Origin of the sequence: Nostoc sp., from assembly GCF_036917455.1 — a bacterium.
Lineage (GTDB): Bacteria > Cyanobacteriota > Cyanobacteriia > Cyanobacteriales > Nostocaceae > Nostoc.
Window position 1 is genome coordinate 15,318 of sequence record NZ_JBALDK010000224.1, and the last position, 26,281, is coordinate 41,598.

General features: G+C 42.5%; 27 protein-coding genes and 1 pseudogene. 10 read left to right on the forward strand and 18 right to left on the reverse strand.

The annotated features are described in order from the left end of the window. Positions 1-8: 8 nt before the first annotated feature. Complete coding sequence (locus V7K42_RS24700) at positions 9-653, reverse strand: restriction endonuclease subunit R (RefSeq protein ID WP_334919896.1); 645 nt, start codon at positions 651-653, stop codon at positions 9-11. 372 nt (positions 654-1,025) lie between these two features. Here V7K42_RS24700 and acs point away from each other — a divergent pair, with 372 nt between their 5' ends. From acs to V7K42_RS24720, 4 genes are all read left to right on the forward strand, one after another. Continuing rightward, positions 1,026-2,999 carry an acetate--CoA ligase gene (acs, locus tag V7K42_RS24705; RefSeq protein ID WP_334919897.1) on the forward strand — a complete coding sequence of 658 codons (1,974 nt, stop codon included), beginning with the start codon at positions 1,026-1,028 and terminating at the stop codon, positions 2,997-2,999. Between the two features lie 104 nt (positions 3,000-3,103). Beyond that, positions 3,104-3,784: a tetratricopeptide repeat protein gene (locus tag V7K42_RS24710; protein ID WP_334919898.1), complete on the forward strand. Its 681-nt coding sequence runs from the start codon at positions 3,104-3,106 to the stop codon at positions 3,782-3,784. Positions 3,785-3,984: 200 nt separating this feature from the next. Then, positions 3,985-4,266, forward strand: a complete 282-nt coding sequence (locus tag V7K42_RS24715; protein WP_334919899.1) for a hypothetical protein — start codon at positions 3,985-3,987, stop codon at positions 4,264-4,266. 346 nt (positions 4,267-4,612) lie between these two features. Next, positions 4,613-4,873 (forward strand): MoaD/ThiS family protein, encoded by a 261-nt coding sequence (locus tag V7K42_RS24720; protein ID WP_334919900.1) that lies wholly within the window; start codon positions 4,613-4,615, stop codon positions 4,871-4,873. Positions 4,874-4,991: 118 nt separating this feature from the next. Here V7K42_RS24720 and V7K42_RS24725 read toward each other — a convergent pair whose 3' ends face one another. From V7K42_RS24725 to trxA, 10 genes are all read right to left on the reverse strand, one after another. Next, the gene (locus V7K42_RS24725; RefSeq protein ID WP_334919901.1) at positions 4,992-5,303 is read right to left on the reverse strand and encodes a hypothetical protein; all 312 of its coding nucleotides are present in this window, start codon (positions 5,301-5,303) and stop codon (positions 4,992-4,994) included. Positions 5,304-5,860: 557 nt separating this feature from the next. After that, the gene (locus tag V7K42_RS24730) at positions 5,861-6,718 is read right to left on the reverse strand and encodes a lysophospholipid acyltransferase family protein (RefSeq protein WP_334919902.1); all 858 of its coding nucleotides are present in this window, start codon (positions 6,716-6,718) and stop codon (positions 5,861-5,863) included. A gap of 534 nt (positions 6,719-7,252) precedes the next feature. Beyond that, on the reverse strand, positions 7,253-7,951 hold the full coding sequence (locus tag V7K42_RS24735) for a glutathione binding-like protein (RefSeq protein WP_334919903.1): 699 nt from the start codon (positions 7,949-7,951) through the stop codon (positions 7,253-7,255). 40 nt (positions 7,952-7,991) lie between these two features. Beyond that, on the reverse strand, positions 7,992-8,768 hold the full coding sequence (locus tag V7K42_RS24740) for a class I SAM-dependent methyltransferase (protein ID WP_334919904.1): 777 nt from the start codon (positions 8,766-8,768) through the stop codon (positions 7,992-7,994). Between the two features lie 34 nt (positions 8,769-8,802). Continuing rightward, positions 8,803-9,492: an SDR family NAD(P)-dependent oxidoreductase gene (locus V7K42_RS24745; protein ID WP_334919905.1), complete on the reverse strand. Its 690-nt coding sequence runs from the start codon at positions 9,490-9,492 to the stop codon at positions 8,803-8,805. Positions 9,493-9,566: 74 nt separating this feature from the next. After that, positions 9,567-10,865, reverse strand: coding sequence for an MFS transporter (locus V7K42_RS24750; RefSeq protein ID WP_334919906.1), 1,299 nt, complete (start codon positions 10,863-10,865; stop codon positions 9,567-9,569). A 121-nt stretch (positions 10,866-10,986) separates the two neighbouring features. Next, entirely contained in the window at positions 10,987-11,652 is a 666-nt protein-coding gene (locus V7K42_RS24755) for a nitroreductase family protein (RefSeq protein WP_334919907.1), read from the reverse strand. Between the two features lie 158 nt (positions 11,653-11,810). Next, positions 11,811-12,908, reverse strand: coding sequence for an alkene reductase (locus tag V7K42_RS24760; protein ID WP_334919908.1), 1,098 nt, complete (start codon positions 12,906-12,908; stop codon positions 11,811-11,813). A gap of 211 nt (positions 12,909-13,119) precedes the next feature. After that, entirely contained in the window at positions 13,120-13,914 is a 795-nt protein-coding gene (locus V7K42_RS24765) for an SDR family NAD(P)-dependent oxidoreductase (RefSeq protein WP_334919909.1), read from the reverse strand. A gap of 206 nt (positions 13,915-14,120) precedes the next feature. Further along, the gene (trxA, locus tag V7K42_RS24770; RefSeq protein ID WP_012412473.1) at positions 14,121-14,444 is read right to left on the reverse strand and encodes a thioredoxin; all 324 of its coding nucleotides are present in this window, start codon (positions 14,442-14,444) and stop codon (positions 14,121-14,123) included. Between the two features lie 80 nt (positions 14,445-14,524). On the opposite strand from trxA, the gene V7K42_RS24775 reads away from it, so the two are divergent. Then, positions 14,525-14,875, forward strand: a complete 351-nt coding sequence (locus V7K42_RS24775) for an ArsR/SmtB family transcription factor (protein WP_094345837.1) — start codon at positions 14,525-14,527, stop codon at positions 14,873-14,875. Between the two features lie 21 nt (positions 14,876-14,896). Here the strand turns inward: V7K42_RS24775 and V7K42_RS24780 are convergent, their stop codons facing one another. The 3 genes from V7K42_RS24780 to V7K42_RS24790 are packed head-to-tail and all read right to left on the reverse strand — an operon-like array spanning position 14,897 to position 17,188. Then, positions 14,897-15,676 (reverse strand): nucleotidyl transferase AbiEii/AbiGii toxin family protein, encoded by a 780-nt coding sequence (locus tag V7K42_RS24780; RefSeq protein WP_334919910.1) that lies wholly within the window; start codon positions 15,674-15,676, stop codon positions 14,897-14,899. Continuing rightward, complete coding sequence (locus V7K42_RS24785) at positions 15,673-15,909, reverse strand: hypothetical protein (protein WP_334919911.1); 237 nt, start codon at positions 15,907-15,909, stop codon at positions 15,673-15,675. The genes V7K42_RS24780 and V7K42_RS24785 overlap by 4 nt, the downstream gene beginning before the upstream one ends. Before the next feature lie 46 nt (positions 15,910-15,955). After that, positions 15,956-17,188: a glycosyltransferase gene (locus V7K42_RS24790; RefSeq protein ID WP_334919912.1), complete on the reverse strand. Its 1,233-nt coding sequence runs from the start codon at positions 17,186-17,188 to the stop codon at positions 15,956-15,958. Between the two features lie 123 nt (positions 17,189-17,311). On the opposite strand from V7K42_RS24790, the gene shc reads away from it, so the two are divergent. After that, positions 17,312-19,222 (forward strand): squalene--hopene cyclase, encoded by a 1,911-nt coding sequence (shc, locus tag V7K42_RS24795; protein ID WP_334919913.1) that lies wholly within the window; start codon positions 17,312-17,314, stop codon positions 19,220-19,222. A gap of 529 nt (positions 19,223-19,751) precedes the next feature. Here shc and V7K42_RS24800 read toward each other — a convergent pair. The 3 genes from V7K42_RS24800 to V7K42_RS24810 all read right to left on the reverse strand — a co-directional run bounded on the left by V7K42_RS24800 (position 19,752) and on the right by V7K42_RS24810 (position 21,836). Then, on the reverse strand, positions 19,752-20,201 hold the full coding sequence (locus V7K42_RS24800; protein WP_334919914.1) for an orange carotenoid protein N-terminal domain-containing protein: 450 nt from the start codon (positions 20,199-20,201) through the stop codon (positions 19,752-19,754). A gap of 359 nt (positions 20,202-20,560) precedes the next feature. After that, the gene (locus V7K42_RS24805) at positions 20,561-21,052 is read right to left on the reverse strand and encodes an orange carotenoid protein N-terminal domain-containing protein (RefSeq protein ID WP_334919915.1); all 492 of its coding nucleotides are present in this window, start codon (positions 21,050-21,052) and stop codon (positions 20,561-20,563) included. 385 nt (positions 21,053-21,437) lie between these two features. Continuing rightward, complete coding sequence (locus tag V7K42_RS24810) at positions 21,438-21,836, reverse strand: DUF6335 family protein (protein ID WP_334919916.1); 399 nt, start codon at positions 21,834-21,836, stop codon at positions 21,438-21,440. 369 nt (positions 21,837-22,205) lie between these two features. Between V7K42_RS24810 and V7K42_RS24815 the strand changes: the two genes are divergently transcribed. The 4 genes and pseudogenes from V7K42_RS24815 (at position 22,206) to V7K42_RS24830 (ending at position 24,698) form a co-directional block, all read left to right on the forward strand. After that, the gene (locus V7K42_RS24815; protein WP_334919917.1) at positions 22,206-23,303 is read left to right on the forward strand and encodes a DJ-1/PfpI/YhbO family deglycase/protease; all 1,098 of its coding nucleotides are present in this window, start codon (positions 22,206-22,208) and stop codon (positions 23,301-23,303) included. Positions 23,304-23,701: 398 nt separating this feature from the next. Continuing rightward, on the forward strand, positions 23,702-24,022 hold the full coding sequence (locus V7K42_RS24820) for a hypothetical protein (protein ID WP_334919918.1): 321 nt from the start codon (positions 23,702-23,704) through the stop codon (positions 24,020-24,022). A gap of 200 nt (positions 24,023-24,222) precedes the next feature. Further along, positions 24,223-24,341, forward strand: a pseudogene (locus V7K42_RS24825) (glutathione-dependent formaldehyde dehydrogenase); the annotation flags it as partial. A gap of 15 nt (positions 24,342-24,356) precedes the next feature. Then, positions 24,357-24,698 carry a cupin domain-containing protein gene (locus V7K42_RS24830; protein ID WP_094345829.1) on the forward strand — a complete coding sequence of 114 codons (342 nt, stop codon included), beginning with the start codon at positions 24,357-24,359 and terminating at the stop codon, positions 24,696-24,698. 258 nt (positions 24,699-24,956) lie between these two features. On the opposite strand, the gene V7K42_RS24835 is transcribed toward V7K42_RS24830, so the two are convergent. Continuing rightward, positions 24,957-26,192 carry a methionine gamma-lyase family protein gene (locus V7K42_RS24835; protein ID WP_334919919.1) on the reverse strand — a complete coding sequence of 412 codons (1,236 nt, stop codon included), beginning with the start codon at positions 26,190-26,192 and terminating at the stop codon, positions 24,957-24,959. Positions 26,193-26,281: the final 89 nt, after the last annotated feature.

Sequence of the window (26,281 nt, forward strand, 5' to 3'; positions counted from 1 at the left end):
CAATCTATTTACTGAAAATTTGGTAACTTACAGATGGATTTGAAAATTTGCAATAACTCAATTGCATCTGGAGATTGACTCAAATTTAATAATGGCATTAACTCATAAGTTGACTGGGTGTCACGTCTTAGATAAACAAATTGATAAAGCTGTCCATTAGTTACCAAACCCCAAACTGATGTTTGTTGCGATAAACTTTTAAAAGCATAAGTGAGTAATTGAGGTAAACCCTCAATCACATTCACCGAACTATTTTTTGTTTCAATCACTAGAACCCAAAAAGGCGGTGCAATATTACTTTGAGGACTGTTGATTGCTAAAATATCCATCCGGCCGGTAATTCTTCTGTCTTCATCTTCAACTGCGATCGCAACGCTATCTTCCATTGTCAACCGAATTGGCACATCGTAAAACCCTGCTAACCGCATTAGTGGCGCAATTGTTAAAAATTTAACCAAACCTTCAGAAATTTTACCCATTGTTAGATAACGATCAAAATCATTTCTGATTCGCAATATATCCTGTTGTTCAAATTCTGTTAGCGGTTCTAAATTTAAGAAATCTGTAAATGAACCATTTGAAAGCTTGTCTAGTTTAAGAAAGCGATGAACATCGTAGAGAGATAGGCTGCTAGCTTCGACGGTGAGGGTCATAGTTTCAGGCGTTGTTTGTCAAGACTACTTATATTTTGCAACATTCGCAGTAGATAGGCTGCAATGTAAAGGGAGTTGGGAATTGGGATAGAAATTTTAGTTATAGTTCAAAAGCCATTTTAAAAAAGATGTTTTTCGAGATGCGTAGCGCTCTTAAATTTGGTTTACTGATTACAATCTCACCCTTTTAAGCGTGGGTTTCCCCTGTTCCCTCTGAAATTTCTTGAGCGCTTGCTTTTGGTCGATGAAAATGAATGTAAACTAAATAACTCGGCAATTTCCACCTAGCTTAACGAAAATCTAAACATCGTCTAGCACAACTAGACTAACAATAGTTTTTAGTAATAATAGCGATCGCACTCATAACTAACCATGTCTGAACCAAATATCGAATCAATCCTCCAAGAGAATCGCCTCTTCCATCCTCCTAGTGAATTCTCGCACAACGCCCATATCAAAAGCCTAGAAGACTATCAGCGTCTCTATGATCAAGCCAAAGCCGATCCGCAGCAATTTTGGGCAGATTTGGCTGGAACAGAATTAGAATGGTTCCAAAAATGGGATACAGTATTAGACTGGCAAGCGCCTTTTGCAAAGTGGTTCGTTGGCGGTAAGATGAATATTTCTTACAACTGCCTTGACAGACATCTCACTACTTGGCGCAAAAATAAAGCAGCCTTGATTTGGGAAGGAGAACCGGGTGATTCTCGTACTCTGACTTATGCCCAACTGCACCGGGAAGTTTGTCAGTTTGCTAATGTATTGAAGCAACTTGGTGTCCAAAAAGGCGATCGCGTTGGAATCTATATGCCAATGATTCCCGAAGCTGCGATCGCCATGTTAGCCTGTGCCCGAATTGGCGCACCTCACAGCGTAGTATTTGGTGGTTTTAGTGCTGAAGCTTTGCGCGATCGCTTAATTGACGCTCAAGCTAAATTAGTAGTCACGGCTGATGGTGGTTGGCGCAAAGATGCGATCGTTCCTCTCAAGGAACAGGTAGACAAAGCTCTAGCTGATGGTGCTGTTCCCAGCGTCGAAAATGTCCTAGTTGTCAAGCGCACCGGACAAGAAACTGATATGCAGTTGGGCGGACGCGATCATTGGTGGCATGATTTGCAAAAAGGTGTATCAGCAGATTGTCCCGCAGAACCGATGGATAGTGAAGATATGCTATTTGTCCTCTACACTTCTGGTAGCACAGGCAAACCGAAGGGTGTAGTGCATACAACTGCTGGTTATAATTTGTATACCCATATCACCACCAAGTGGATATTCGACCTACAAGATACAGATGTATACTGGTGTACGGCAGATGTAGGTTGGATTACGGGACACAGTTACATTGTCTACGGTCCCCTTTCCAACGGTGCAACAACTGTGATGTATGAAGGTGCGCCCCGTGCGTCTAATCCTGGCTGCTTCTGGGATATAATTGAAAAATATGGCGTTAATGTTTTTTATACTGCACCTACGGCAATTCGGGCATTTATTAAGATGGGAGAACAACATCCCAAGGCGCGAAACTTGTCTTCGTTGCGTTTGTTAGGAACCGTTGGCGAACCGATAAACCCAGAAGCTTGGATGTGGTATCAGAAAATAATTGGTGGCGATCGCTGTCCAATTGTTGATACTTGGTGGCAAACCGAAACAGGCGGTATTATGATTACACCCCTACCAGGGGCAATCCCCACTAAACCAGGTTCCGCAACTCTTCCCTTCCCAGGAATTATTGCAGATGTCGTGGATTTGGAAGGAAACACCGTACCCAATAATGAAGGCGGTTATCTAGCGGTGCGCCATCCGTGGCCAGGAATGATGCGGACAGTCTACGGCGATCCAGAACGCTTCCGCCGCACCTACTGGGAACATATTCCGCCCCAAGATGGTAACTATACTTACTTTGCTGGTGATGGTGCTAGACGCGATGAAGATGGTTATTTCTGGGTTATGGGTCGTGTTGATGACGTACTGAATGTATCAGGGCATCGCCTTGGTACAATGGAAGTAGAATCAGCCTTAGTTTCTCATCCAGCCGTTGCAGAAGCGGCGGTAGTGGGTAAGCCAGATGATCTTAAGGGTGAAGAAGTAGTTGCTTTTGTGACTTTAGAAGGTACTTATCAGGGAAGTGAGGAACTGAGTAAAGAACTCAAGCAGCACGTCATCAAAGAAATAGGTGCGATCGCCCGTCCCGGAGAAATTCGCTTTACAGACGCTTTGCCCAAGACGCGATCGGGTAAAATTATGCGGCGCTTATTGCGAAATCTAGCTGCTGGACAAGAGGTATCTGGTGATACTTCAACATTAGAAGATAGGAGCGTATTGGATAAATTGCGAGAAGGTACGTAAATAATTTTAAATGACCTTGTAGGGGCGCACACCTCTTATGTTCCCCTACTAACGCACTCACATTTTATTATGGAGATAAGAACATTATTGAGGCATTCAGGGCGATGAAGGTAAAGCGCAAACTGAAATCAGCATTTGTTCAATCATTTAGCGGCATAACGCTGAGTGTGATAACTGTAATTGGTTTATCACCATTAGCATTCGCAGTTTCTGGAAAAGTTTATCTGCATTCGCCTGAACCGGATGTACAGAGACAACCACAAAAACTAGCACAGTCTTCAGACACAGGATCGGCAGAGCGATCGCAGATGCTGCAACAAGCCAATGCTTTATTTAATCAGGGAGACTTAACAGGTGCAGAAGAAAATTTACGCAAATTCATTAAAAAATTCCCAGATGATGCCTTTGGACGCTTTCAACTGGGAAATGTGCTTTTTCGCCAAAAGAAACCAGACGAAGCAATTAGCTCTTATCAAGAAGCCATTCGCCTCCAGTCTAAATATGCTCTAGCTTACAATGCGATCGGTATGGTTTACGCTAGCCAAAGTCGCTGGGAAGAAGCCATGACTGAATATAAAAAAGCTCTAGAAATCAATCCTAATTATGGCGAGGCCCTGACTAATTTTGCGTTGGTATTGTGGCAAACAAATAAAAAAGACGAGGCACTATCTTCTCTAGAAAAAGCTTTAAATATTTTCAAAGCACAGAATAGAGCTGAAAAAGTTAACCAAGTCGAACGACTATTGAAAGAGATCAAAACTGCTGAAGATCCTAGTGTTTCATGAAAATCAGATTATTCAAGGGATAAAAAGTAAAAATACTTGTCGAGCGTTAGCTTTAAGGACGCTGTACTAAAAATGCGATAGGTTATAATGCGGCAGAGGTTAAAGAATCTGGGCGTTTATTAACAGGTATAAAGTTTGTAATTATTGTGGGGCGGGCATATTGCCCGCCCTTTTACAAATATATTTACATAATTATTTTAATGAATGAAAGATTTTTGTTAGCCAGAGAAACTGTAAGAATAATTTTTCATTTGGATGGCGGATACACAAAGGTAATCTGGGAAAGGTCAGAAAATACTGCATGGGCAGGAACAGGATGGATTTTTGATATACCAACTCATGTAATACCAAATGAATTACGAATAATAGGTTCTCGTTTTTTATTGTCTATAGTTAAGTCTAATGCTAACCCTGGAGAAAATATAAAGGATATTCGCAATCATCGCAATAGCTTTTTTAATATAGAAAGATTGACATTGTAAATAACTGTATGACTTATATTAGGACTACTATTTGATTTTTGAACGAAATTAGATATTGTAGAGGAGCCAGTGCGTTGCGGAGGTTCCCTCCGTTGTAGCAACTGGCGTTGTGTTAGAACGGAGTTCGTAGCGCACTATTATCGCGGGTTTGAGTGCAGCTTCACAGAGAATTAGTATAACCTCTATTCATCACCCAGTCGCTTAACTAAAGCTGAATTCTTCTCGATCGGGCAATTTTCGCTATGAGTTTGTGAAATAATGTACTTGGTAATGTATAATGAAGCCCAAGAGTTCAGGGTGCTTGTCAGGTATTAAACTACTTGCTGGTACTGCTAAAGCATGTTGTATGTCTAAATCTGCAATTACCGTTACCGTCAAACTGTTTGCTGCTTATCAAGAAGCCTTTAAGGTTTCAGAAATGGTGCTGGAATTTCCTAATAGTATGCCAGTCAAGGCAGTATGCGATAGCCTCATAGCTGAACACCCCGAACTCTCTCAATGGCGAGACATCACCCGTTTTGGTATTAATTTAATATTTGTCGAACCAGATACTCTACTACAAGATGGTGATGAAGTGGTGCTAATTCCACCAGTTAGCGGCGGGTAGGGAAATAGTTAGGAGTTAGAAGTTAAAAATTTAGGCGTTGCATATTTCATTGAAAAGTCGTTCCGTATCAGACAAAATCATCCCATAATTCAGCAACACCGTAACTCATAACTTTTTATTATTTTACCTTGGCACAGAAGCGAACAAAGCCGTAAAAATCTTTGACTAACTTGGGTAAATCTGGACTACATGTGATATTCACAACTACAGCCCCGTTGGTGTTAGTACCGCAGTATGATGGGGTTGGATCGTTGACAGCATAAAAGCGTCCGCGATCGCTTGCGTCGTCTATATTAGTGAGGTAAACAGTGGGATTGCTAGAACCAAGAGCAAGGGCAATACCTCGATCTGCTACTGTTAAGCCACCATCACCAGGAGTATTACCATTAAACGCAGTGGGAATAAAAGTAGTACTGCTAGGGCGTGTCATCAATTGAGCCAAATGACAGAAGCAGCCAGATAAATTGCACAATTTAGATGAGTGCGAGTGATTGCAATACCGCATTCACCGAACAAAGCAAAAGTTAAAAGGCACTTATAAAAAAGAATAAAATTCCTGATGCACTTAGGCGATGTCTGCTTTTAGATTACCCAAGTTGTACGAAAATCTACCATCTTGATTCAGATTCACTGTGGCGATCGCTCTGACTGAAGAGGTAGGGGAGCAGTTCTGGCTAGGGGCAGAGGGAGAAAAATCCTGGAATTCCCTTGCCAAAAGGGTCTCAGAGCAGAATGGCACTAAGTTAAGCTGAAGAGTATGCAGCGTAAGGATTGCAGAGGGGCAGGGGGGCAAGGGTACAGAGGGGAATTTCTAAATATCCGAACGCAATACCTAAAACTTATTCTTTCTTCTCTGCTCCTCTGCTCCTCTGCTCCCCTGCTCCCCTGCTCCCCTGCTCCCAAGAGGTTCAACGATTTTCCCTTTACAAGCGTGCCATTCTGGTGTGAGGCTTCTGTCTTATCCAGCTAAATTATTAATATGTATCATCATAGAGAATTGGTCTTAGCAGTTCGCTCCACTAAGTCATCTAACTCTTGCTGCATCTGACTAACAACTAATTCATAACATTCATTGACATAGTGGCGATCGCTAGCTGCTTTAGGGCCGTAGCGTTGAAATACAATTGGCGGACAAACCCGCGTGTACATGGGTACAGGTAATGGAATGTTGGGCAAGGGGCCAATTGCTAATCCCCAAGGTAGCCCAAGATAGATTGGAAAAACTTCTGGATCGATCCCAAGCAACCAAGGCATTCCCCATTCGTGGAGTTGCTGCATAATTTTGTAGCAATCAGCCAATACAATCAGCGTATCGTGAGCGCCCCAGGAAATCACAGGCACAATCGGCACATTTTCTCGCAACGCTAACTTAATAAATCCTTGCCGCCCCGCAAAGTAGATTTTGTTACGCAAATAATGCGGACGGAAGACATCTTCGGCTCCACCTGGATAAACTAGCAGACTAGCTCCAGAGTGCAAGGCAGTGTAAGCCATTTTCGGATGAGCAATGATTGCTCCAGCCTTGGCGACCAGCTGCGCTAATGGTGTGCTAACCTGCCAAGCCTTGGGATGCATCAAACCATAAACGGGTTTCTCTACACCAAATCGTCTGAACCAGTCGTATATGACCATCGCCATATCGGGAGATGAGAGTCCGCCATTGTGCGAACCAACAAACAGGACTTTTTCTTGGTGGGGAACATTCTCCCAGCCACTAGTTTTAACTTGGAAATAGTACTTATAGAAAAAGCCCAATAGAGGCATTACAGATTCTATGAACTTTGGATCTCGCTCATCCAAAGACCAACCGGGTTTTTTGTTTAAGAGATGTTGCTTTTTTGACATCGATGGATTCTAACAGGATCGGAACTTCGGGGGAAGCGGGGAGTCTTGAATTACAACTATTCAAGTCAAGTGCTGTATTGCTTCTGCTTGACTAACCAAACACAGAGCAGAGCGATCGCTATATCAACTACAATAAAACAATAAATGTAGCTGAAGTTATCTACAATCCTACCAAATACTACTACGCCGATTCTCTGTCCGACAAACAAGCTAAAGGCAAAGAACGAAACGGCTATATCTTGTGCTGCCGATGCTATGGCACAAGCCTTGGTGGTTAGGACATCAACAGATGATGAAACTTAGACACAAGAAGACTTTTCACCCAATCTCGATTAAGCCTGCGCTTGAGCAAGGGAGCAGGGGAGCAGGGGAGCAGGGGAGCAGGGGAGCAGGGGAGCAGAGGAGAGTTCAAATACCAAGTTCTTTCCCCTCTGCCCCTCCGCTCCTCTGCCCCTCTGCCCATCCTTCCCCTTAAGCTTGTGAGAAATGCGGGATCAAGCCTCCTTCCATACCCATAAGACAATTTCATTAGGCTCAAGGTTGAATAGTTTTCGCCGACTGGTTAAATAACAAATCTCGTAACTTCTCTGGATCGAGGGCTTGAGTTTTGAATGCTTCTGCTTTCTCGTAGGCGCGAATTGTTGCTGGACGGGTTTTAATTGTCTCAAACCACCGCTTGAGGTGAGGAAAATCTTCTAGGTTTTGACTTTGAATCTCATGGGCCACAATCCAGGGATAAGCAGCAATATCGGCGATGGAATAATCGCCAGCTACAAATTCTCTATCTGCTAGTTGCTTATTCAGTACTGCATATAAACGTCCCGTTTCATTCACATAACGCTTAATGGCATATTCAATTTTTTCGGGAGCGTAAGTGCTAAAGTGATGATTTTGTCCCGCCATTGGCCCTAACCCTGCCATTTGCCAGAACAACCATTCTAAAACTTGAGTGCGTTGGCGTAAATCTTGGGGGATTAATTTCCCGGTTTTTTCTGCTAAATATAGCAAGATTGCTCCAGACTCAAATACTGAAATCGGCGCACCTCCATCAGCTGGTTGAGGGTCAACGATCGCAGGCATCCGATTATTAGGAGAAATCTTGAGAAATTCGGGCTTAAATTGATCCCCAGCGCTAATATTCACAGGAATTATGCTATATTCCAAGCCGACTTCTTCCAAAAAAATCGTGATCTTATGACCGTTTGGGGTTGCCCAATAATAAAGATCGATCATGGTTATTTTTCCTAAAATTGTGTGATTGTGTTGTACGTAATTACGAATTAGATTCTGGTGCTTTGGCGATCGCTGCCCAAACTCTATGGTGAACCTGAAGGACTGGTGTAGGATATTTTGCTTCGAGTAATGTTGCCAATTCTCGATCAAATACTTCTACCTTTTCTGGTGTCAAGCTGGCTCCCACACCAGCACTAGCCCGAATTCGTCCCCGCCAATCTTCGTGTGTATAAGATACAAATACATCGTAAGAAAATGTGCGGATATCTCGGAATCCAACTTCGCCAATATCTTGTAACCACAGGGGATGTAAGCCATTACCGCCAGCCAGATTCCAGGCGGGATTATGAGCCTGGATCAGTTGTTCTGTGGCTTCAACTACATTACCTTTTAAGGGTATCCAATCAAAATGTGCGATCGCAAGTGAGCCATTTTTTCTCAATATCCGAGTAATTTCTTGGACAGCACGCGGACGATCGAACCAATGCCAACATTGTCCAGCAGTGACTACATCGGCACTTACGTCTGATAACTCGGTATTCTCAGCAGTTGCGACTCGATAATCTACTTTGATTTGGGCAGATTCGCTTAACTGTCTGGCTTGTTCTAAAAGTGATGCTGATGGGTCTATGCCAATTACATAAGCACCTCTATCAGCAAAGCCCCGCGCTAATGTTCCGGTTCCTGTACCAAGATCAACAATATTCTGCCCTGGTAAACCTATACCATATTCAGACAGTTTGTTAAATAATGAACTGGGAAAACCAGCGCGGTGTTTTGCATAATCAACAGCAGTTGCACCAAAATCAATTTTCATACCTGCAAAACCATCCTTGTAACAATTGTCTAGGCTAGAAGTTCTCTACCCAAGGACGTAGTTCTACTTCATAAGTCCAAGCACTGCGGGGCTGGCGTAGAATACTGAGATAAGTTTGAGCGATCGCATCTGGGTCAAGAGTACTATCAGGATTATCTAATGGATCTTGGCGATCTGCTGAACGGATTGCTCCATCAATTACAAAATGCGCCACATGGATATTCTTTGGTGCTAATTCTCTAGCAATACTCTGAGCCAAACCGCGCAGTGCAAATTTACCCATTGCAAAGGGAGCAGACAGAGGATAACCCTTAATACTCGCTGAGGCTCCAGTAAAAAATATAGCACCGCCGCCAAGCTGCAAAAACCTTTTGGTAGCAGCTTGAGCAACAAGAAAGCCACCATAAGCAGTTACATCTAAGGTTTTTGCTACCTCACCAGGGTCTAAATCAACAAGAGACCCCCGTACCCGAAAACTAGGATTGTAAACGACAATATTCGGGGAACCAATTTTATTATCAATATCAATAAATAATTGTTCTACCTCATCTGGCTTTGAAACATCAGCAGCGAAACTAACTGCGCCAATTTCACTGCTTAATTGAGTGAGTTTTTCAATTTCGCGAGCCGCTAAAGCTACGGTAAATCCTTCTTTAGCAAATAAGCGGGCTAAAGAAGCGCTCAGTCCGCTACCTGCACCGACAATTAAAGCTGTTATTGCCATATTTTAAACCTGTAGTGCCTATTCTGCCTAGCTTAGAGCTTTTCTTAATGCCATTCGATTAAGACATTCATAGATTAAGAATTGAGCGTGACTGAAGATTGCTGTGAATTACCCTTAGTGGGAGTTTGACCAATTTGCAGTACAGAAACTGCGGCAATCAAACAGAGAACGCCTGATAAAATAAACGCTTGTAAATAACTACCTGACCAAGTTCTCAAGACTCCGGCTCCGAATGCTGCTGTGGCTGCACCAAGCTGGTGTCCTGCGACAATCCAACCGAACATTACGCCGACATTTTCTTTACCAAAGGCATTGGCAACAAGACGGACTGTCGGTGGTACGGTAGCAATCCAATCAAGTCCATAAAATACGGCGAAAATGGAAAGTCCATAGAAGGAATAGTTGAAACTGAAGGGCAAGAAAATTAAAGACAAACCCCGTAGTCCGTAGTACCAGCATAATAAGTAGCGATTGTTCCATCGGTCAGATAGCCAACCGGACATAGTAGTTCCAAAAAAATCGAATAGTCCCATGATTGCTAGAAGACCAGCAGCCTTGACTTCCGGGATACCGTGGTCAATACAAGCAGGAATTAGATGAGTCCCAATTAACCCATTTGTGCTTGCGCCACAGATAAAAAAGCTACCAAGTAACAGCCAGAAATCGCGTTTATGCATTCCCAGCCAGAGGGCGTTGACGGTAGAGGCGATAGAATTTGCTCTAGGCTTTGATATCTCTACAGTTTCGCTGTTGTCGCCAAAGGGTCGCAACCCGACATCAGCCGGACGATCGCGCATAAAAGCTGCGATCGCTGGAATAATTAGAAGTGCTGCACCAGTCAAAACCAGAGCCGCAGTTCGCCATCCAAAGCGATCGGCTATTGAGGCCAGTATGGGCAAAAACACCAGTTGTCCTGTAGCTGTACTAGCAGTTAGGACACCGAGAACTAGACCCCGCTTCTCAAAAAACCAACGATTGACAACAATAGCCCCCAAAACCAGGGCAATAACTCCGCTACCAGAACCAACAACTACACCCCACAGCAAGACTAGCTGCCAAGATGCTGACATCAAAGTGGTTAAACCGACACCGAGAGCAATGATAGCAAGTGAGAATACCATCATCTTGCGAATGCCGATTCGCTCCATAACTGTGGCAGCAAAAGGGCCAATTAATCCGTACAGAACTAAGTTAATGGAGATTGCCAAAGATATAGTTGCTCTACTCCAGCCAAACTCCTGTTCGAGAGGCACTATAAAAACTCCAGGAGCAGAGCGAATTCCGGCTGCCACTAGCAAGGCTAGGAATGTTAAACCCGCAACGAGCCAGCCATAGTGGAACGAACGACGCGCTAAGAAGGAGGCTAAGGACATAGTGGGGAGTGGGGAGTGGGGAGCAGGGGAGCAGGGGAGCAGGGGAGCAGAGGAGCAGAGGAGAAGTTTTAGTAAGTCTTTCCTCTGCGCCTCTTTTGCCCCATGCCTAATTTAGAGAGAACTAACCCTGGTATGGATTACCGATTCTGTCTACGGAGACGTTGGAGGAGAATGGTAAACGACCTGGATTTAAGCGTGGTTCGGCTGCATAGCCAACAGGAACAACAACAGCGATCGCTAAATCTGGATTATCTCCAGCATCAATCACTTGTTTTACCTGATCCTCAATCCAACCGTTCATAAAACAAGTTGATAATCCCAAACTTTCTGCTGCTAAAACCAAATGGGTAGCGGCGATAATAGCATCTTTGATCGCATATTCGCGTCGCTTTTCGCCTAGCCCAGCCTGAAATTGCGGAATCGCGGTTTTAAAGTAATTTACCGTGCCTTCATTCCATGCTCCAGTTTCGAGTCCCTGCTCTATAATTGGGGTCAAGTTTTGTTCGCTTGCGTTAGGATCGGCAGCAAAGACAAAGGTAACAGGTGCTTGAATAATTTGCTGTTGATTAAAAGATGCGGCTGACAGTGCTGCTTTTTGAGCCTCATCTTGCACAAGAATAATTTGCCAGTCTTGGATGTTATAGCTACTGGGCGCTGCTACGGTCAACTCTACCAGTTGCTTGAGCAGTTCTGGGGTAATGGGGTCTGGTTTAAAAGTTTTGATTGAACGACGTTGAGCGATCGCACTGGGTACATCTAAAGGTTGTGTTTGAGTGATTGGACTCATGAGATTCTCCTGATAATTGAGTTATTGACCAAATAATTCGTAATTAGAGTACAACCAAATCTATTTATTCATGAAACAAAAATAAAAATTATTCCCTGTTTCAGAATAAACAACTTGCCTACATCCCTGACAAGTAATTACGAACTACGAATTACGAATTACGAATTAGCAGCTGACAAAAATGGATAGTCTGTATATCCTTTTTCACTGCCACCATAAAAACTTGCTTGATTAGGTTCATTTAGTGGTGCATTCAAAGCCAAGCGTCGGGGTAAATCTGGATTCGATATAAATAATGTGCCAAAGGCAACTAAATCAGCTGCTTTGCTTGCCAGTACAGCATCGCCTTTTTCACGAGTATAACCAGCATTGACGATGAGCGTACCTGTAAAGCGATCGCGGATATGAGTGGTGGGTACTATTATTCCACCATGTCTAATATCTGCCTCTGTTGCCTCAAAAATATGCAGATATGCCAAATTAAATTGGTTCAACGCTTGAGCCGCATAACCGAATGTTTCTAGGGGATTGGAATCACCTATATCGTTAAAAGTCCCACTGGGAGAGAAACGTACCCCGACTCGGTTAGAATCCCACACACTAGTTACCGCCTCAGTCACCTCCAACAGGAATCGGGTGCGATTTTCAATGGAACCGCCATATTTATCTGTACGTTGATTGGTGCGATCGCGGAGAAATTGATCTATTAAATAACCATTTGCTGAGTGAATTTCCACCCCATCAAACCCAGCCGCTAGAGCATTTGCCGCTCCCTGACGGTACTGTTCGACTATCTGCGGTATTTCTGAAGTTTCTAAAGCACGGGGAGTTACAAAGGGTTTAGGCCCCTCATAAGTAGAAGCATCACCTTTCGGAGCGATCGCAGAAGGTGCTACAGGTAAAACTCCATTTGGTTGTAAGTCTGGGTGAGAAATCCTGCCTACATGCCATAGTTGCAGAAAAATTCTTCCTCCCGCCTGATGTACGGCATCGGTTACTAATTTCCATCCTTCAACTTGTTCTGACGAATGAATTCCTGGTGTAGCGGGATAGCCTTGTCCTTCAGGAGTTACCTGTGTTGCTTCAGCAATAATCAGTCCGGCGGAAGCACGTTGGACGTAGTAAGTAGCATTAAGTTCGTGTGGTACGTTTCCCTTACCTGCTCTATTTCGGGTTAAGGGTGCCATTACTATCCGGTTAGGTAGTTCCAGATTCCCTAACTGGTAAGAAGAAAATAAGTTGATATCAGTAGTCATGTCGCTTTGCTCCAATTCAAAATGACGCTCGATCGCTCGCTCTAAACGTTCGCGCAGCGTCTCGTAGAGAAGCCATGCCGTTGGCGCAGCCTCTCGTAGAGAAGCCTTTACGCTGCGCTAACAAAATTCAAAATTCGGAACCCCGTATCTCGGAGATAAGTAAATAGACCACATAGGTAGGGCAACCCCTACGATAGATGTGGTTCAAATATTAAACAATCGACCGAATAACACCACCATCTACCCGTAAAGCTGCACCATTAGTTGCTGAAGCTACGGGACTAGAAAGGTAAACTACGATCGCTGCTACTTCTTCATTAGTTGCAAAGCGTTTGATTAGGGAACTTGGACGCACATTTTGAAAAAACTCAGCCTCAACTTCTGCTGAACTAATACCACGTTCCTGTCCTAGCTGGGAAATAAAGTCTTCAACTCCTTCTGAGCGGGTTGGCCCTGGGAGGACGGAGTTTACCGTGACTCCAGTCCCGACAGTCATTTCTGCTAGACCTCTAGCAATTGCCAGTTGCGCTGTCTTAGTTGTGCCGTAGTGAATCATTTCCACCGGGATCTGAATCGCAGATTCGCTGGAGATAAAAATTATTCGCCCCCAGTTTTGCTCTAGCTGCTTTTGCAGATATTGCCGACTCAAACGAACTCCACTGAGAACGTTAACCTCAAGTATTTTTAACCAGTCTTCATCTGTAATATCAAAGAAGGTTTTTGGCTCATAAATACCGACATTGTTAATCAGGATATCAACATGAGGAACTTTTTGCAAAAGTTGCTCTATCCCTGATGCAGTACCCGCGTCTGCAACAACACCAGAAACTTTCGCATCAGGTGTACAATGCTTAATTTTGGCGATCGCTTGGGTTACTCTTTCCTCAGTTCGACCGTTGACAATCACTGCTGCACCTTCTTGAGCTAGCCCAAGGGCGATCGCCAAACCAATTCCTGCGGTTGAGCCACTCACCAGCGCGGATTTACCAGGCAATTTCAAGTCCATTTCGCTCTTTCCCCATTAATTGAAACAGAATTCAGAATTCAAAAGTTAGGAGTACAGACGCAATTAATCGCATCTGTACAAGAGTTAGGAGTAGAGACGCGATTAATTGCGTCTCTACAGGAGTTAGGAGTCAGAATACATCTGACTTCTGACTCCCTTGATTAGAAAAGACTGCTAACTAAATGCATCTCACAACAGTATCTAGATTAAAGATGCTGTGCTAAGGTCTTATTTAAAGTCGTTTTTGGAACTGCCCCTACGACAGTATCGACCTGCCGACCCCCTTTAAAAACCATCAGCGTCGGGATGCTGCGAATTCCATAATGGCTGGCGACAGTAGGATTCTGATCTGTATTCAGCTTCACAAATTTCACCTGTCCTTCGTATTCCGCAGCAACTTCATCGACAACTGGGCCCACCATCCGGCAAGGGCCGCACCAGGGTGCCCAAAAGTCTACTAAGACCGGAATTTCACTTTCTAAAACTTCTTGCTTGAATGTGGCTTCCGTGACATTTGTAATGGATGACATAAATTGCCCTCCTAATTAATTCTATAATTCGATAATATCGAATAATAAAAATATATGCCACCTGATGAGATAATGCAACTATGAGATTTCTTTATCATCCAGATAGAAAAAATATTTCTTTACCGGGAGTCCTTTATGCATTGGGCGATCCAGTGCGGCTAGAGATTGTGCGGCTGCTGGCGACTGAGGGGGAACAATGCTGTGCCCAGTTTGATTTTGCGATCGCTAAGTCTACTATGTCGAATCATTTTAAGATTTTGCGGGAGTCTGGGATAGTCTTTACACGTAAAGAAGGGACACATCACATTAACATCCTGCGGCGTGAAGATTTAGAGATGCTGTTTCCAGGGTTGCTGGATGCGGTATTGAAAGCGGCTCAACCATTGCCTGTTAGTCCTGCGAGTGATAAACAAACAGTTTCAAGAATTTAGGGATGGGCGATCGCTACTTGTTTAAGAATCTTTTCGTTTTTCAATTTGTGTTTCTAAATCAGCAAAGATATCATGTTGTTCTCGAAAAGCCCTTGGCGTGGGAGATAAACCTAAATCTGTAGAGAGTAAATCAATACCGTCAATAATTTTGGGTATCTGATCTCGATCGACTTGCAGGCTAAGAAAGCATTTCTCTCTGTAATCTGGTCTTTGTTGGAATAGTGCGATCGCTCTTTCCAAAGGACGTATAACCTCATAGGCTTTTTCAGCCTTCTCAATTGATGCTTGAGGGATTGGAGATTGCAGCCTGAGAATTGCTAGATCAATTAAATCTCTTGCCTCAACGCTGTTATCCGCGTAACGGTCAGAATTTGACAGTAGCTTAGAGGTAAAACAGTCATTGAAGCTTAAGCAAGGTACAAGCGACCAGTTTAGATACCTTGGTGGGTCTAGTTGAAAACGAGTTTCGGCAATAATTTCCGTTTTAATCGGCACATCATTTACAAAAACTATCATCCGAATTCCATATTGGTCAGTTGTGCTACGTCCAACTTGGATTTTACTTAAATCACAAAATAATGCTTCATGCCCACCCTCAAATACCACTGTCCGCAGGTACTTATAGCCTTCTGTACCAACAGAAGCGATAAAATCAACGTCCTTACTCCAGCGATATTCTTCAAACTCAAATGCAAGAAGGGTTCCGCCACCGAAGTAAGCAGAACCCTTCTTAAGTATTTCAGAATCTAAGCATTCAAGAACTGTGATAATTTTATTATGGTGTTCAAATCTCGAAGTCATAAACAAACTTGCAACCAGGATTTATAGCGTCTGGCGAGTTCCTGAATAAAATTCAGTTCTTCACCCTCAAGATTATTAAATAGGTTGCGATATTGCCAGCCACGCTCATAACGACTCAGCATTTCTTCTAAAGTAAACCGATATACATCGGCAGTTTGCCAACAAATTGACTCCAGAAAAGGCAGCTTTTTAGGGACAATGACAGGATTATTTGTTGGTGTTGCGGTTGTCATAATTATTTTAATCAACCACTGTCGGCATACTTCAATTTTATCCCAATTATAAATTATCAGAACTGGGATAAACTCTTCCTTTCCAAGCGCCGCCGCGCCCTTGCCAGTGACGTAGTGCTGAGTCTAAAGTCATCAGGGTATAGAGAAAAGCGATCGCAGGTAAGCTCAACGCGAACCAGACAGAACATTTATAAAAGCGGATTGTCGGGTAATAAGCGAAAGTCATCAATAGCCATCCTAATAAACCCGTAAGTGCGATCGCCCAATTACCCCAAACTGCACCTAGAATTACACACACAGGTGGAACTAAATAAATCAGAGGCATTCCTACTAAAGTCCCCAACAGTATTAATGGAGAATAATTCAGTTGAGTATAGGCACTACGGGCAACCATATCCCAAATCGTCGCCAGCGAGTCATAAGGACGCAGACTGCGAGTCAAGTTACTCAATCCTAACCAGATACGCCCTTGAGTAAGAATGGGGTATGGAACATTGTTTATTCCCGTTGTCTTTTTGTCCCTTTGTCTCTCAGTCTTTTTAACAGCTTGAGCCAAGGCGCAATCATCGATTAAAGCTTGGCGAATGGCTTGAATACCTCCGATTCGCTCTAATGCGTCACGGGCGATCAGAATAGATCCTCCAGCTGCGGCAGCTGTGGGATTATTTGGATTATTAACCCAGCGAAAAGGATAGAGTTTTTGGAAGAAAAACACGAAAGCCGGAATCAAAAGTTTTTCCCAAAAGCTTTTACACCTGAGTCGCACCATTACCGAAACTAGGTCTAAATCTTCTTGGACAGCTTTGGCAACGAGTCGGCGAAGATTACCAGGATCATGTTCGATATCTGCGTCGGTAAGTAAAAAATAGTCAGGCGCAAATTTACTAGCGCTCTTTATACCTTGCTCTACTGCCCAAAGTTTGCCCGACCAACCAGGAGGCAGTAATTCACCTGAGATAATATGCAATTGCTGGGGTTTACCTACAGCGTGTGCAACCCTTTCGGCAAAATTTGCTGTACTGTCTGTGCTGCGATCATCTACTAAAAACACGTTGAAAGAACCAGGATAATCTTGGAGTAAGAGCGATCGCAAGCTAGTTGGAAGCAATTGGGCTTCGTTACGGGCTGGAACGACGGCACAAACCACAGGTAACGATTCTAGCTGAGTTTCTGTAACCTCTAATTGCTGATCTGTCCGCCAAAATTGTCCCCAAAAACACAGTAATCCTAACCAAATTGTCAAGGATAACAGCATCAATCCTAATACAATTACATCCATGACCTATTGCAAATTCTCAGTGACTCAGACACAATACTATGTCTAAGGATAGAGGAAAAAAAACTTTTTATCGGATTGCCGTGTTCAAAATTAGTGTTGAGTGTTGAGGTTAAATAGTTTTTGATGCAGACACAAGACAGGGTAAAAGTCAACCAAGTTGCAGATGCGATCGCAGCCAGTCAACAATATTTGCTTTCGATTCAAAATCCAGCAGGCTACTGGTGGGCAGAGTTAGAATCTAATGTCACCATCACTGCTGAAGCCGTCCTTTTGCATAAGATTTGGGAAACAGACCAAACCAGACCTTTACACAAAGTTGAAGCATATCTGCGTCAAGAGCAACGGCAGCATGGTGGCTGGGAACTTTACTACGGTGATGGCGGAGAAATTAGCACTTCAGTTGAAGCTTACATGGCGCTAAGACTGCTAGGTGTACCAGCAAGCGATCCGGCGCTGATTCGGGCGCAAGCTTTTATTCTTCAACGGGGTGGTATCAGCAAAACTCGGATTTTTACCAAGTTACACTTAGCCTTGATTGGCTGCTACAACTGGCGGGGTATTCCCTCGCTACCGGCTTGGGTGATGCTGTTGCCCAAAGCTTTCCCAGTTAATATTTACGAGATGTCTAGCTGGGCACGTTCCAGCACAGTACCATTACTGATTGTATGTGATCGCAAACCTGTTTTTCTCACCAACCCAGCTATCAACCTAGATGAACTGTACGCTGAAGGTGTTGATCAAGTCCGGTGGGAATTACCCCAAACTGGTGATTGGACAGATTTATTCCTCACCCTTGATCGAGGATTCAAGTTGGCAGAAAGCCTGAATTTAGTACCCTTCCGCGAAGAAGGCATCAAAGCTGCCGAAAAATGGATTTTAGAACGGCAAGAAGCTACAGGCGACTGGGGCGGCATTATTCCGGCAATGCTAAATTCAATGCTAGCTTTACGGTGTCTGGATTATGACCGAAACGATCCCATTGTGGAACGAGGTTTGCAAGCAATTGATAACTTTGCCATTGAAACAGAAAATAGCTACCGAGTACAGCCTTGTGTTTCACCTGTTTGGGATACAGCTTGGGTGATGCGTGCCTTAGTAGAATCTGGCTTTGCACCAGATCATCCGGCTGTAGTACAAGCTGGAGAATGGTTATTGCAAAAACAAATTTTAGATTACGGAGATTGGGCTGTAAAAAATCGTCAGGGAAAACCAGGGGCTTGGGCTTTTGAGTTTGAGAATCGCTTTTATCCCGATGTAGATGACTCGGCTGTGGTGGTAATGGCACTACATATAGCGAAACTCCCCAATGAAAAAATTAAGCAGGCTGCGATCGCTCGTGCGTTAAACTGGATTGCATCTATGCAATGTAAACCAGGCGGGTGGGCTGCTTTTGATTTGGACAATGACCAAGATTGGCTTAACTCCATCCCATACGGTGACTTAAAAGCGATGATCGATCCAAACACCGCAGATGTTACGGCTAGAGTCGTAGAAATGCTTGGTGCTTGTGATTTGTCAATTGATAGTGATAATTTAGAGCGATCGCTGACTTATCTTCTACGCGAACAAGAAAGCGAAGGCTGTTGGTTTGGTCGTTGGGGTGTAAATTATATTTACGGCACTAGTGGCGTTTTGTCAGCTTTGGCCTTGATTGACCCTCAAAAGCATAAACTCAGTATAGAACGGGGAGCAGCTTGGTTAGTGGGATGTCAAAACCCAGATGGTGGTTGGGGTGAGACTTGCCGCAGCTATGATGACTCCAGTCTCAAAGGAAAAGGAAATAGTACTGCATCTCAAACTGCTTGGGCTTTAATTGGCCTCTTGGCAGCAGGTGAAGCAACTGGTAAATTAGCTCTTGAGGCTATTGAGCGGGGAATTAGCTACCTAGTGGCAACTCAACAGCCAGATGGTACTTGGTTTGAGGCAGACTTTACAGGTACTGGCTTCCCCTGCCATTTTTATCTCAAGTATCATCTATATCAACAATACTTTCCTTTAATCGCTCTAGGTCGCTATCAAGCAGTTTTGCGTTAGTGGAAGGGGGAAGGGGGCAGGGGAGGCAAGTATAAAAAACTCATCGGCGAGTATCAAAGACTCATTCACGAGTATAAAAGACTCGTCGGCGAGTATCAAAGACTCATTCACGAATATAAAAGACTCGTCAGCGAGTATCAAAGACTCATTCACGAATATAAAAGACTCGTCAGCGAGTATAAAAGGCTCATTCACGAATATAAAAGACTCGTCAGCGAGTATAAAAGGCTCATTCACGAATATAAAAGACTTGTCATTGCGAATGAAGCGAAGCGGAATGAAGCAATCGCAACATCCGTACTTTGCGATTGCTTCGTTTCACTTCGTTCCACTCGCAATGACATATCACAAGTAATTTACCGGATATGAGATCACAGCAGAATTCAAGTATTTGAGCCACATCTGTTGTAGGAGCGCAAGGCCTTGCGCCCCTACCGCGTGGTTTATTTACCTGAAAATAGCTGTAAAAGAATTAACTCAAAAATAAAGGTGAGGCATAACCCCACCTTTGATTCTTGACTTAAAACTGTTACAACACCTGCTTGAAGAAACTCACTAAATCTTCAATGTTCGGTGTGTGAAGTAAATCTAATACTTCTGTAGCTTTTTCAGAAGGTATATAGTCATTTGGTACACCAATGATTGAAGTTCCCAAATTTTGGGCGAGTTGATACCAAAAAGCCAATTTATCCTCAGCACTCAATGAAGCGTACTCTTCAGTAGGAATTCCTTTTTCTGCTACTTCATCTTGGTTTAGTAACTGACGCAAAGCAGAAAGCTGTTCTGTCTGTGCAAGGTTTTGAATTTGTGCAACTAAATTTGCAGTATTTTCATTTGGTGCATTATTGAGAGAGAGTGACGGAACTGCATCAGAAATTTCAGTGTAAAGTAAGGCTAGGACAGTCAAGCGATCATCTGTATCCAAACTCTGAAATTTTGATACACTTTGTTCTAAAAAATTGACGTTTGTAGAAGTCATAAACACCTCAAAATAACTACTTTATTAACTCAGAATTATTAAATCAAATTTATAATTCTGTCTGAAATCGCTTTTAATATATTGAGTATGAAACAAAGGTCGTTTCGATTGTAGCGTGTTACATAAATGCTCACAGAATAAAAGTTTTAATTTTCACTCTATGTTTATTTATCAAAAAAATGAATACGCCAGCCATGAAAATTAAGCTTTATATTAAACGACTGGCGGATATAGCAAGCTTTAACAACAGGAGGATAGATGGGTATACAGAAGTTGCAAGTAAATGAACTTCGTATAACAGCCATCCTCATCTAGAGACTATATAAGTACTTTAAAGTAGCTTACAAAGTTCAAATATACTAAATTCCTGCACCTGCTTTTGCTTCAGCACCCATTGGCGAAACATAATCACGGAAAAGAGTAATTTGTTGCTCAAAGGCTAATCCTTGAATTTTGCCCAACAACACTTTAGATTCTGAGGGGAGTTGATAGTCAGAAGGAACAGGAATGATCGTGCCATCATCCATACCTTGAGACAATCGATACCAAAACAGTAGCTTGGTAGTATCACCTAAAGAACCATATTCACGAGAAATTTCGCTATCTACTTTATTAATCAAATCACGCTGAACTTGTAATTGCTCTTCGTGAGATAATTCCTTAACTTGATTAAACAAACCTTCCGCTATTTCTGGGGAAACAGTGCTAGCACCAGGGGCGGCTGGCGTAATTGAGCTACCCATTTCTTTGTAAATGAACCAAAATAAAGCCAGTTGTTGATCTACATCCAACTTTTGCCAAGCTTGAACATGTTCACGAATAGTAGGATCGCCAGTTTGTGTGTATGTCATTATTAACTCCGATTGCAATTTATAAGTGCTATTAACAACGTTATCAAATGTACACTTAATGTTTTACCCTACTGAAGACAGAGGTATTAAAATCAGAAAGAAGAACAATTATAAACAGAACATAAATTTTGTAGAATGTAGTCCTGCATTAGAAAGATTACAGTTTAATAATTCTCAAAATTAAAGACAAAAATAATGCTTGGCAATAGTAGAGCAAAGCAGTTAGCAATTATAAGTTAGCTATAAATCGAGATATTATAAAAAGATATATCGATGGATAGATGTTAACTTTATTTAGATAATTGCTAGAAAATGTTTTAAAACTGATGACTCCAAAAGTTTAGATCCTCCTAAATCCTCCTTAAAAAGGAGGACTTTGAGAAGATTATTCTGGACGATCTTGATAATCTTCAGAAGACTTTGGATCTAACTCCCAGCGATCGCCATCACGATCCTCTAAAATATCATTGGTATGGAGAAACTCAGAGTCATCCATTTCTAGCCCCACTGCTGCTTCTAGCTCCTCAGTTACATTTTGATCGGGAGTAGCAGTGCTACCACCAACAGCTTCATCTCCAACTGCATCTGCATCTTGCCAATAAGCATCAACATCACCACCAGTCAGTTTAGGACTAGTTTCTGTATACTCACCTCTTTCTTCTTTCATTGAGCGCCCACCAATATTGTATCCTGGCAATTCTTTCACACCAGTACCGTAGGATTCGGTAAGTTCCTGTGGCAAATCATTGGTTTCAATTTCGTCATTATGATTTTTTTCTGCCATGATACTAGCCTTTTTCTGCATTCTCACAATAACGTTTTCCGCCTACGAAGTTATCTTACTACAGATGTATAGCTTTAGAAAGAAAAGAATCTATCCCCTTGGTACGAAGTTAAACTAGCGATCGCACCATATCATTGGAAATATGAAATCATGGTCAAATAACTTGTAGTTGAAATTTTTAGTTATGAGTTAGGAGTTTTTCAACCGAAATTATTCAGTAGTTAACTTCTCACTCATAGCTATTTTTTATTAGAGAAAAAAGAAAATTTGAGTGATTTTATTCCGTTAACAAGTCAGACACTTGAACTGTCTTTATTGATGAATACTGTAGCTAGTTAAAAACTAGAAAAAAACAGGTAATACAAATCTATGACTGACTATAACAATCATTCCGAGAATAAAAAAGTTGCCATCCTCATTGAACAGGGAGTAGAGGATGCCGAATTTACAGTTCCTTATAATGGACTAAAACAAGCTGGAATAGAGGTAGTAGTCCTTGGTTCCCGAATGAATGAAAAATATAAGGGTAAACGCGGCAAACTTAGTATTCAAGCAGATGGTACTACAACAGAAGCGATCGCAGCCCAATTTGATGCAGTAATAATTCCTGGTGGGATGGCTCCCGATAAAATGCGGCGGAACACCAATACAGTCCGTTTTGTCCAAGAAGCTGTACAACAAGGAAAATTAGTCGCTGCTGTTTGTCATGGGCCACAAGTTTTGATTGATGGCGACTTACTCAAAGGCAAACAAGCCACTGGTTTTAGCGCTATTGCCAAGGATATGATTAATGCTGGCGCAAATTATCTAGATGAGCCGGTGGTAGTTGACGGGAATTTGATTACATCTCGTGAACCTGGAGACTTGGCAATTTTCACCACAGCTATATTAAGCCGTTTGGGTTATGGTGGCAAAGATGCGGCATTACCAGATGAGAAAGACACAGGTGCTGAATGGTGGAAACTAGCTGATGCTTGGGGTGGCTCAACTAAAGGTGATATCAGCAGAGGTTTAAATAATGCCCTTGCTGGTGAACGTTATTCTCTAGAAGCATTTGAAAAATACTTAGAAAAGGAATCAGATAGCGAAGTAAACTCAGTCTTTCAAGAAATAATTGCTAATAAACAGCCCCACATTGAAAAACTGGAAATATATCTTCATCATTTGGGTGAAAAACCTTCTTTAGGGGCAAATATTGCTAATCAGTATGCCAAGGTGAAAACTGCCTTAACAGGAAGTGATGACATATATCAGTTACGTTCTGCTTTAGGAGATGTGCAAACTGGTATCGGTGATATTGGCAATTTGTGTGCAATGTTGACTGACCCAGCCGCAACTGCTATTTTCAAAGAAATTTACCACGATTTATTGAAATACGAACAGCGATTAGTAGAACTATATCGGGCGCGGATAGGTGTTCAAGTTCAAGCTCCTAAGCCGACTACAGGGGCGGCGGTGTCAATATAATTCGTAATTCGTAATTATCAAGACGTTCGCGGTATAGTGGGGCTGCCAACTTTAGCGAATGACCAATGACTAAAGCGAGCGCTTCCCCGAACGCCTGAAAATGGCGAAAAATTTTGCCAAAGCGAAGTGATTAACTACGAAAAAGTTAATTCTGGCAAAGCGTTGAAAGAAATGACAGGTGGCTGTGGCTTGCGAGGAAACACCCCACAGATATCATATTTTTCAACAAAAAAGAATAACTACATCAAAGTTATTCTTAAACCTGAATACTGATAACCATTCAGTCTTTTGAATTGTCTACCCAACATAATGCAATTGAGGTTTTTATGAGTCGAGTAATTTCAGGGCTGCGAAATATTCGTATTTCCCAAATCCTTGTAGTTTTTCTGGTAGGATTTATGTTTTTACTGGGTCAGGCTTTTAGCTATGTTAATGTAGCGCAAGCTGAGACTGTTAAAACTCCAGAGGGTATTTATTACAAAGGAACACCAAACGGGGGGGAAGTTAGAAACGATACCGAAACAAGAAACGATACCCAACTAAGAAGCACTCAAAATCCCTTAAAAAGTGCTGCTGATAATATCCGCGAAAAGTTAAACTTGGATGAAAAAACTCCTAAAGCTACAAAAGAGTTTTTTGATCCTGCAAAAAACAAAGCCGGAAATAAAGAAGGTTATTACCAAAATCCTTCTAGCAAACAACTGAGAGATAGAATCTAGACTTGTAGTAAAGGTTGAGTCTAAAATTTTGACTCATCCATTGTTTCACAATCTTCGATCAGTTATTGAGACGCGATAGTTATCGCGTTTCAAAATCAATTACATTTAAGCATTTATCTTGATATTAACGAGCCAGAAATCATAACTCAGAATTAGCTAATGATGAAGGCAGTTTGCTGGTATGGAGACACGTTTAAAAAGGTGAAATCGATCCAATCTTTGTTGTCACCCACAGATTACCTTTAGAACAAGCGCCCCAGGTTATGAAATTTTTAAAGACAAGAAAGATAACTGCGTCAAAGTTGTACTCAAACCTTAAGGTGATTAGTTTAAAATGAGCGACACCAGCGTTAAAAAAATAGATTCTACCCACTCCCCTAAAGGTAAACTTGGTCAGAAGTATCTTGCTTCTGGTAAATCTGTTTCTCTGCGTCTTTGGGAAGACGAACAACCAAGCGAAAACAAAGAACCAAGTTCGCGCGACTATGAAACAGTAGGTTATGTAATTAATGGTCGTGCCGAATTGCACATTGAAGGGCAAATGATTTTGCTAGAGCCTGGAAGTTCTTGGGTTGTGCCCATAGGAGCCAGCCACACATACAAAATCTTGGAACCATTCACAGCTGTTGAAGCAACTAGTCCACCTGCTCAAGTCCACGGACGGGATGAGAACTGATTTGCACCGATCTGAAATTTGGCGATCGCTAAAAAAATGATAATGCCACAAAAGTTCTCTTGTTTTAATAGAGAATTTTTTATGTTTTATTTTCAAAATGAGAATTGCTGAGAATCAGTAGTCCTGATTTCCAAAATTTAGAAGCTTCAGCACAAAAAGCCCCAATCTTCCAATTAAATTTATCCTAATCTCTACCAGATTGGAAAAAGAAAAATCTCCTCCAACCTGTCAAAAGATAAGTAATGCGATCGCCTTTCATTAATTTGTCATAAATCCGATCGCATTAATCGCAGCCTCTAAGGCGATCGCTACATGAGTCCAATGAGTCCCCCCCTGGCAATAAACCACATAAGGCGATCGCATTGGCCCATCAGCCGATAATTCCAAAGTACTCCCCTCAATAAATGTCCCTCCAGCCATGACTACTTTGCTCTCATACCCCGGCATTTCATCTGGGATAGGATCTAAGTAAGAACCGATGGGAGAATGCTGTTGGATGGCTTTACAGAAAGCAATTAGCTTTTCGGCTGAACCAAGTTTGATCGCTTGAATTACATCACCACGGGGAGCCAAGGGAGCAGGATTCACTGGATAACCGAGTTTGTCAAATACATAACCAGTTAAGTACGTCCCTTTCATCGCCTCCCCGACCATTTGCGGCGCTAGAAATAAGCCTTGGAACAGCAGGCGATTTTGGTCAAAAGTAGCACCACCATAACTACCGATACCGGGAGCAGTGAGGCGACAAGCAGATGCTTCTACTAAGTCGGCGCGACCAGCGACATAACCACCAGCGCTGACAATGGTTCCACCAGGATTTTTAATTAGCGATCCCGCCATTAAATCAGCACCTACGGCTGTAGGTTCCTTTGTTTCAATAAATTCGCCGTAGCAGTTATCCACAAAGCAAACGGTGTTTGGATTCTGCTGTTTGACTAAGTGGACGATTTTTTCAATATCGGCAATTGATAAACTAGGTCGCCAAGAATAGCCACAAGAGCGCTGAATTAACACTAAACGAGTGTTTTCAGTCACATTAGTACTTAAAGCTGGCCAATCTATAGTTCCTTGGGGGGTTAGCTCCAATTGGCGGTAATTTATGCCAAACTCGATAAGGGAGCCTTGACCTTTGCCTCGTAAACCAATGACTTCTTCAAGCGTATCGTAGGGAGAACCGACCACTGCTAACATTTCATCTCCAGGACGGAGAGCACCAAACAAAGCACAAGCGATCGCGTGAGTTCCTGAAACGAACTGAACCCGCACGGCCGCAGCTTCAGCACCCATAACTTCGGCAAAAACTTTATCTAAAGTTTCTCGTCCTAAATCATCGTGACCATAGCCACTTGCACCAGCAAAGTGGTGTGCGCCCACACGGTGATTACGAAAGGCATCCAGCACTCGTTTTAGATTATGCTTGACCTGAGTGTCAATTCCAGAAAAAATTTCTAATAGTGCCTGTTCTGCTTGCCGCAGCTGTTCTAAGCTGTTCATCAGTTCCTCGTTCAAAAAAAATTAAATTATAGATATGCGGATTTTAAAATCGCACAGACTAGGCAGGAAAATTCAAATTCAGGTTATCG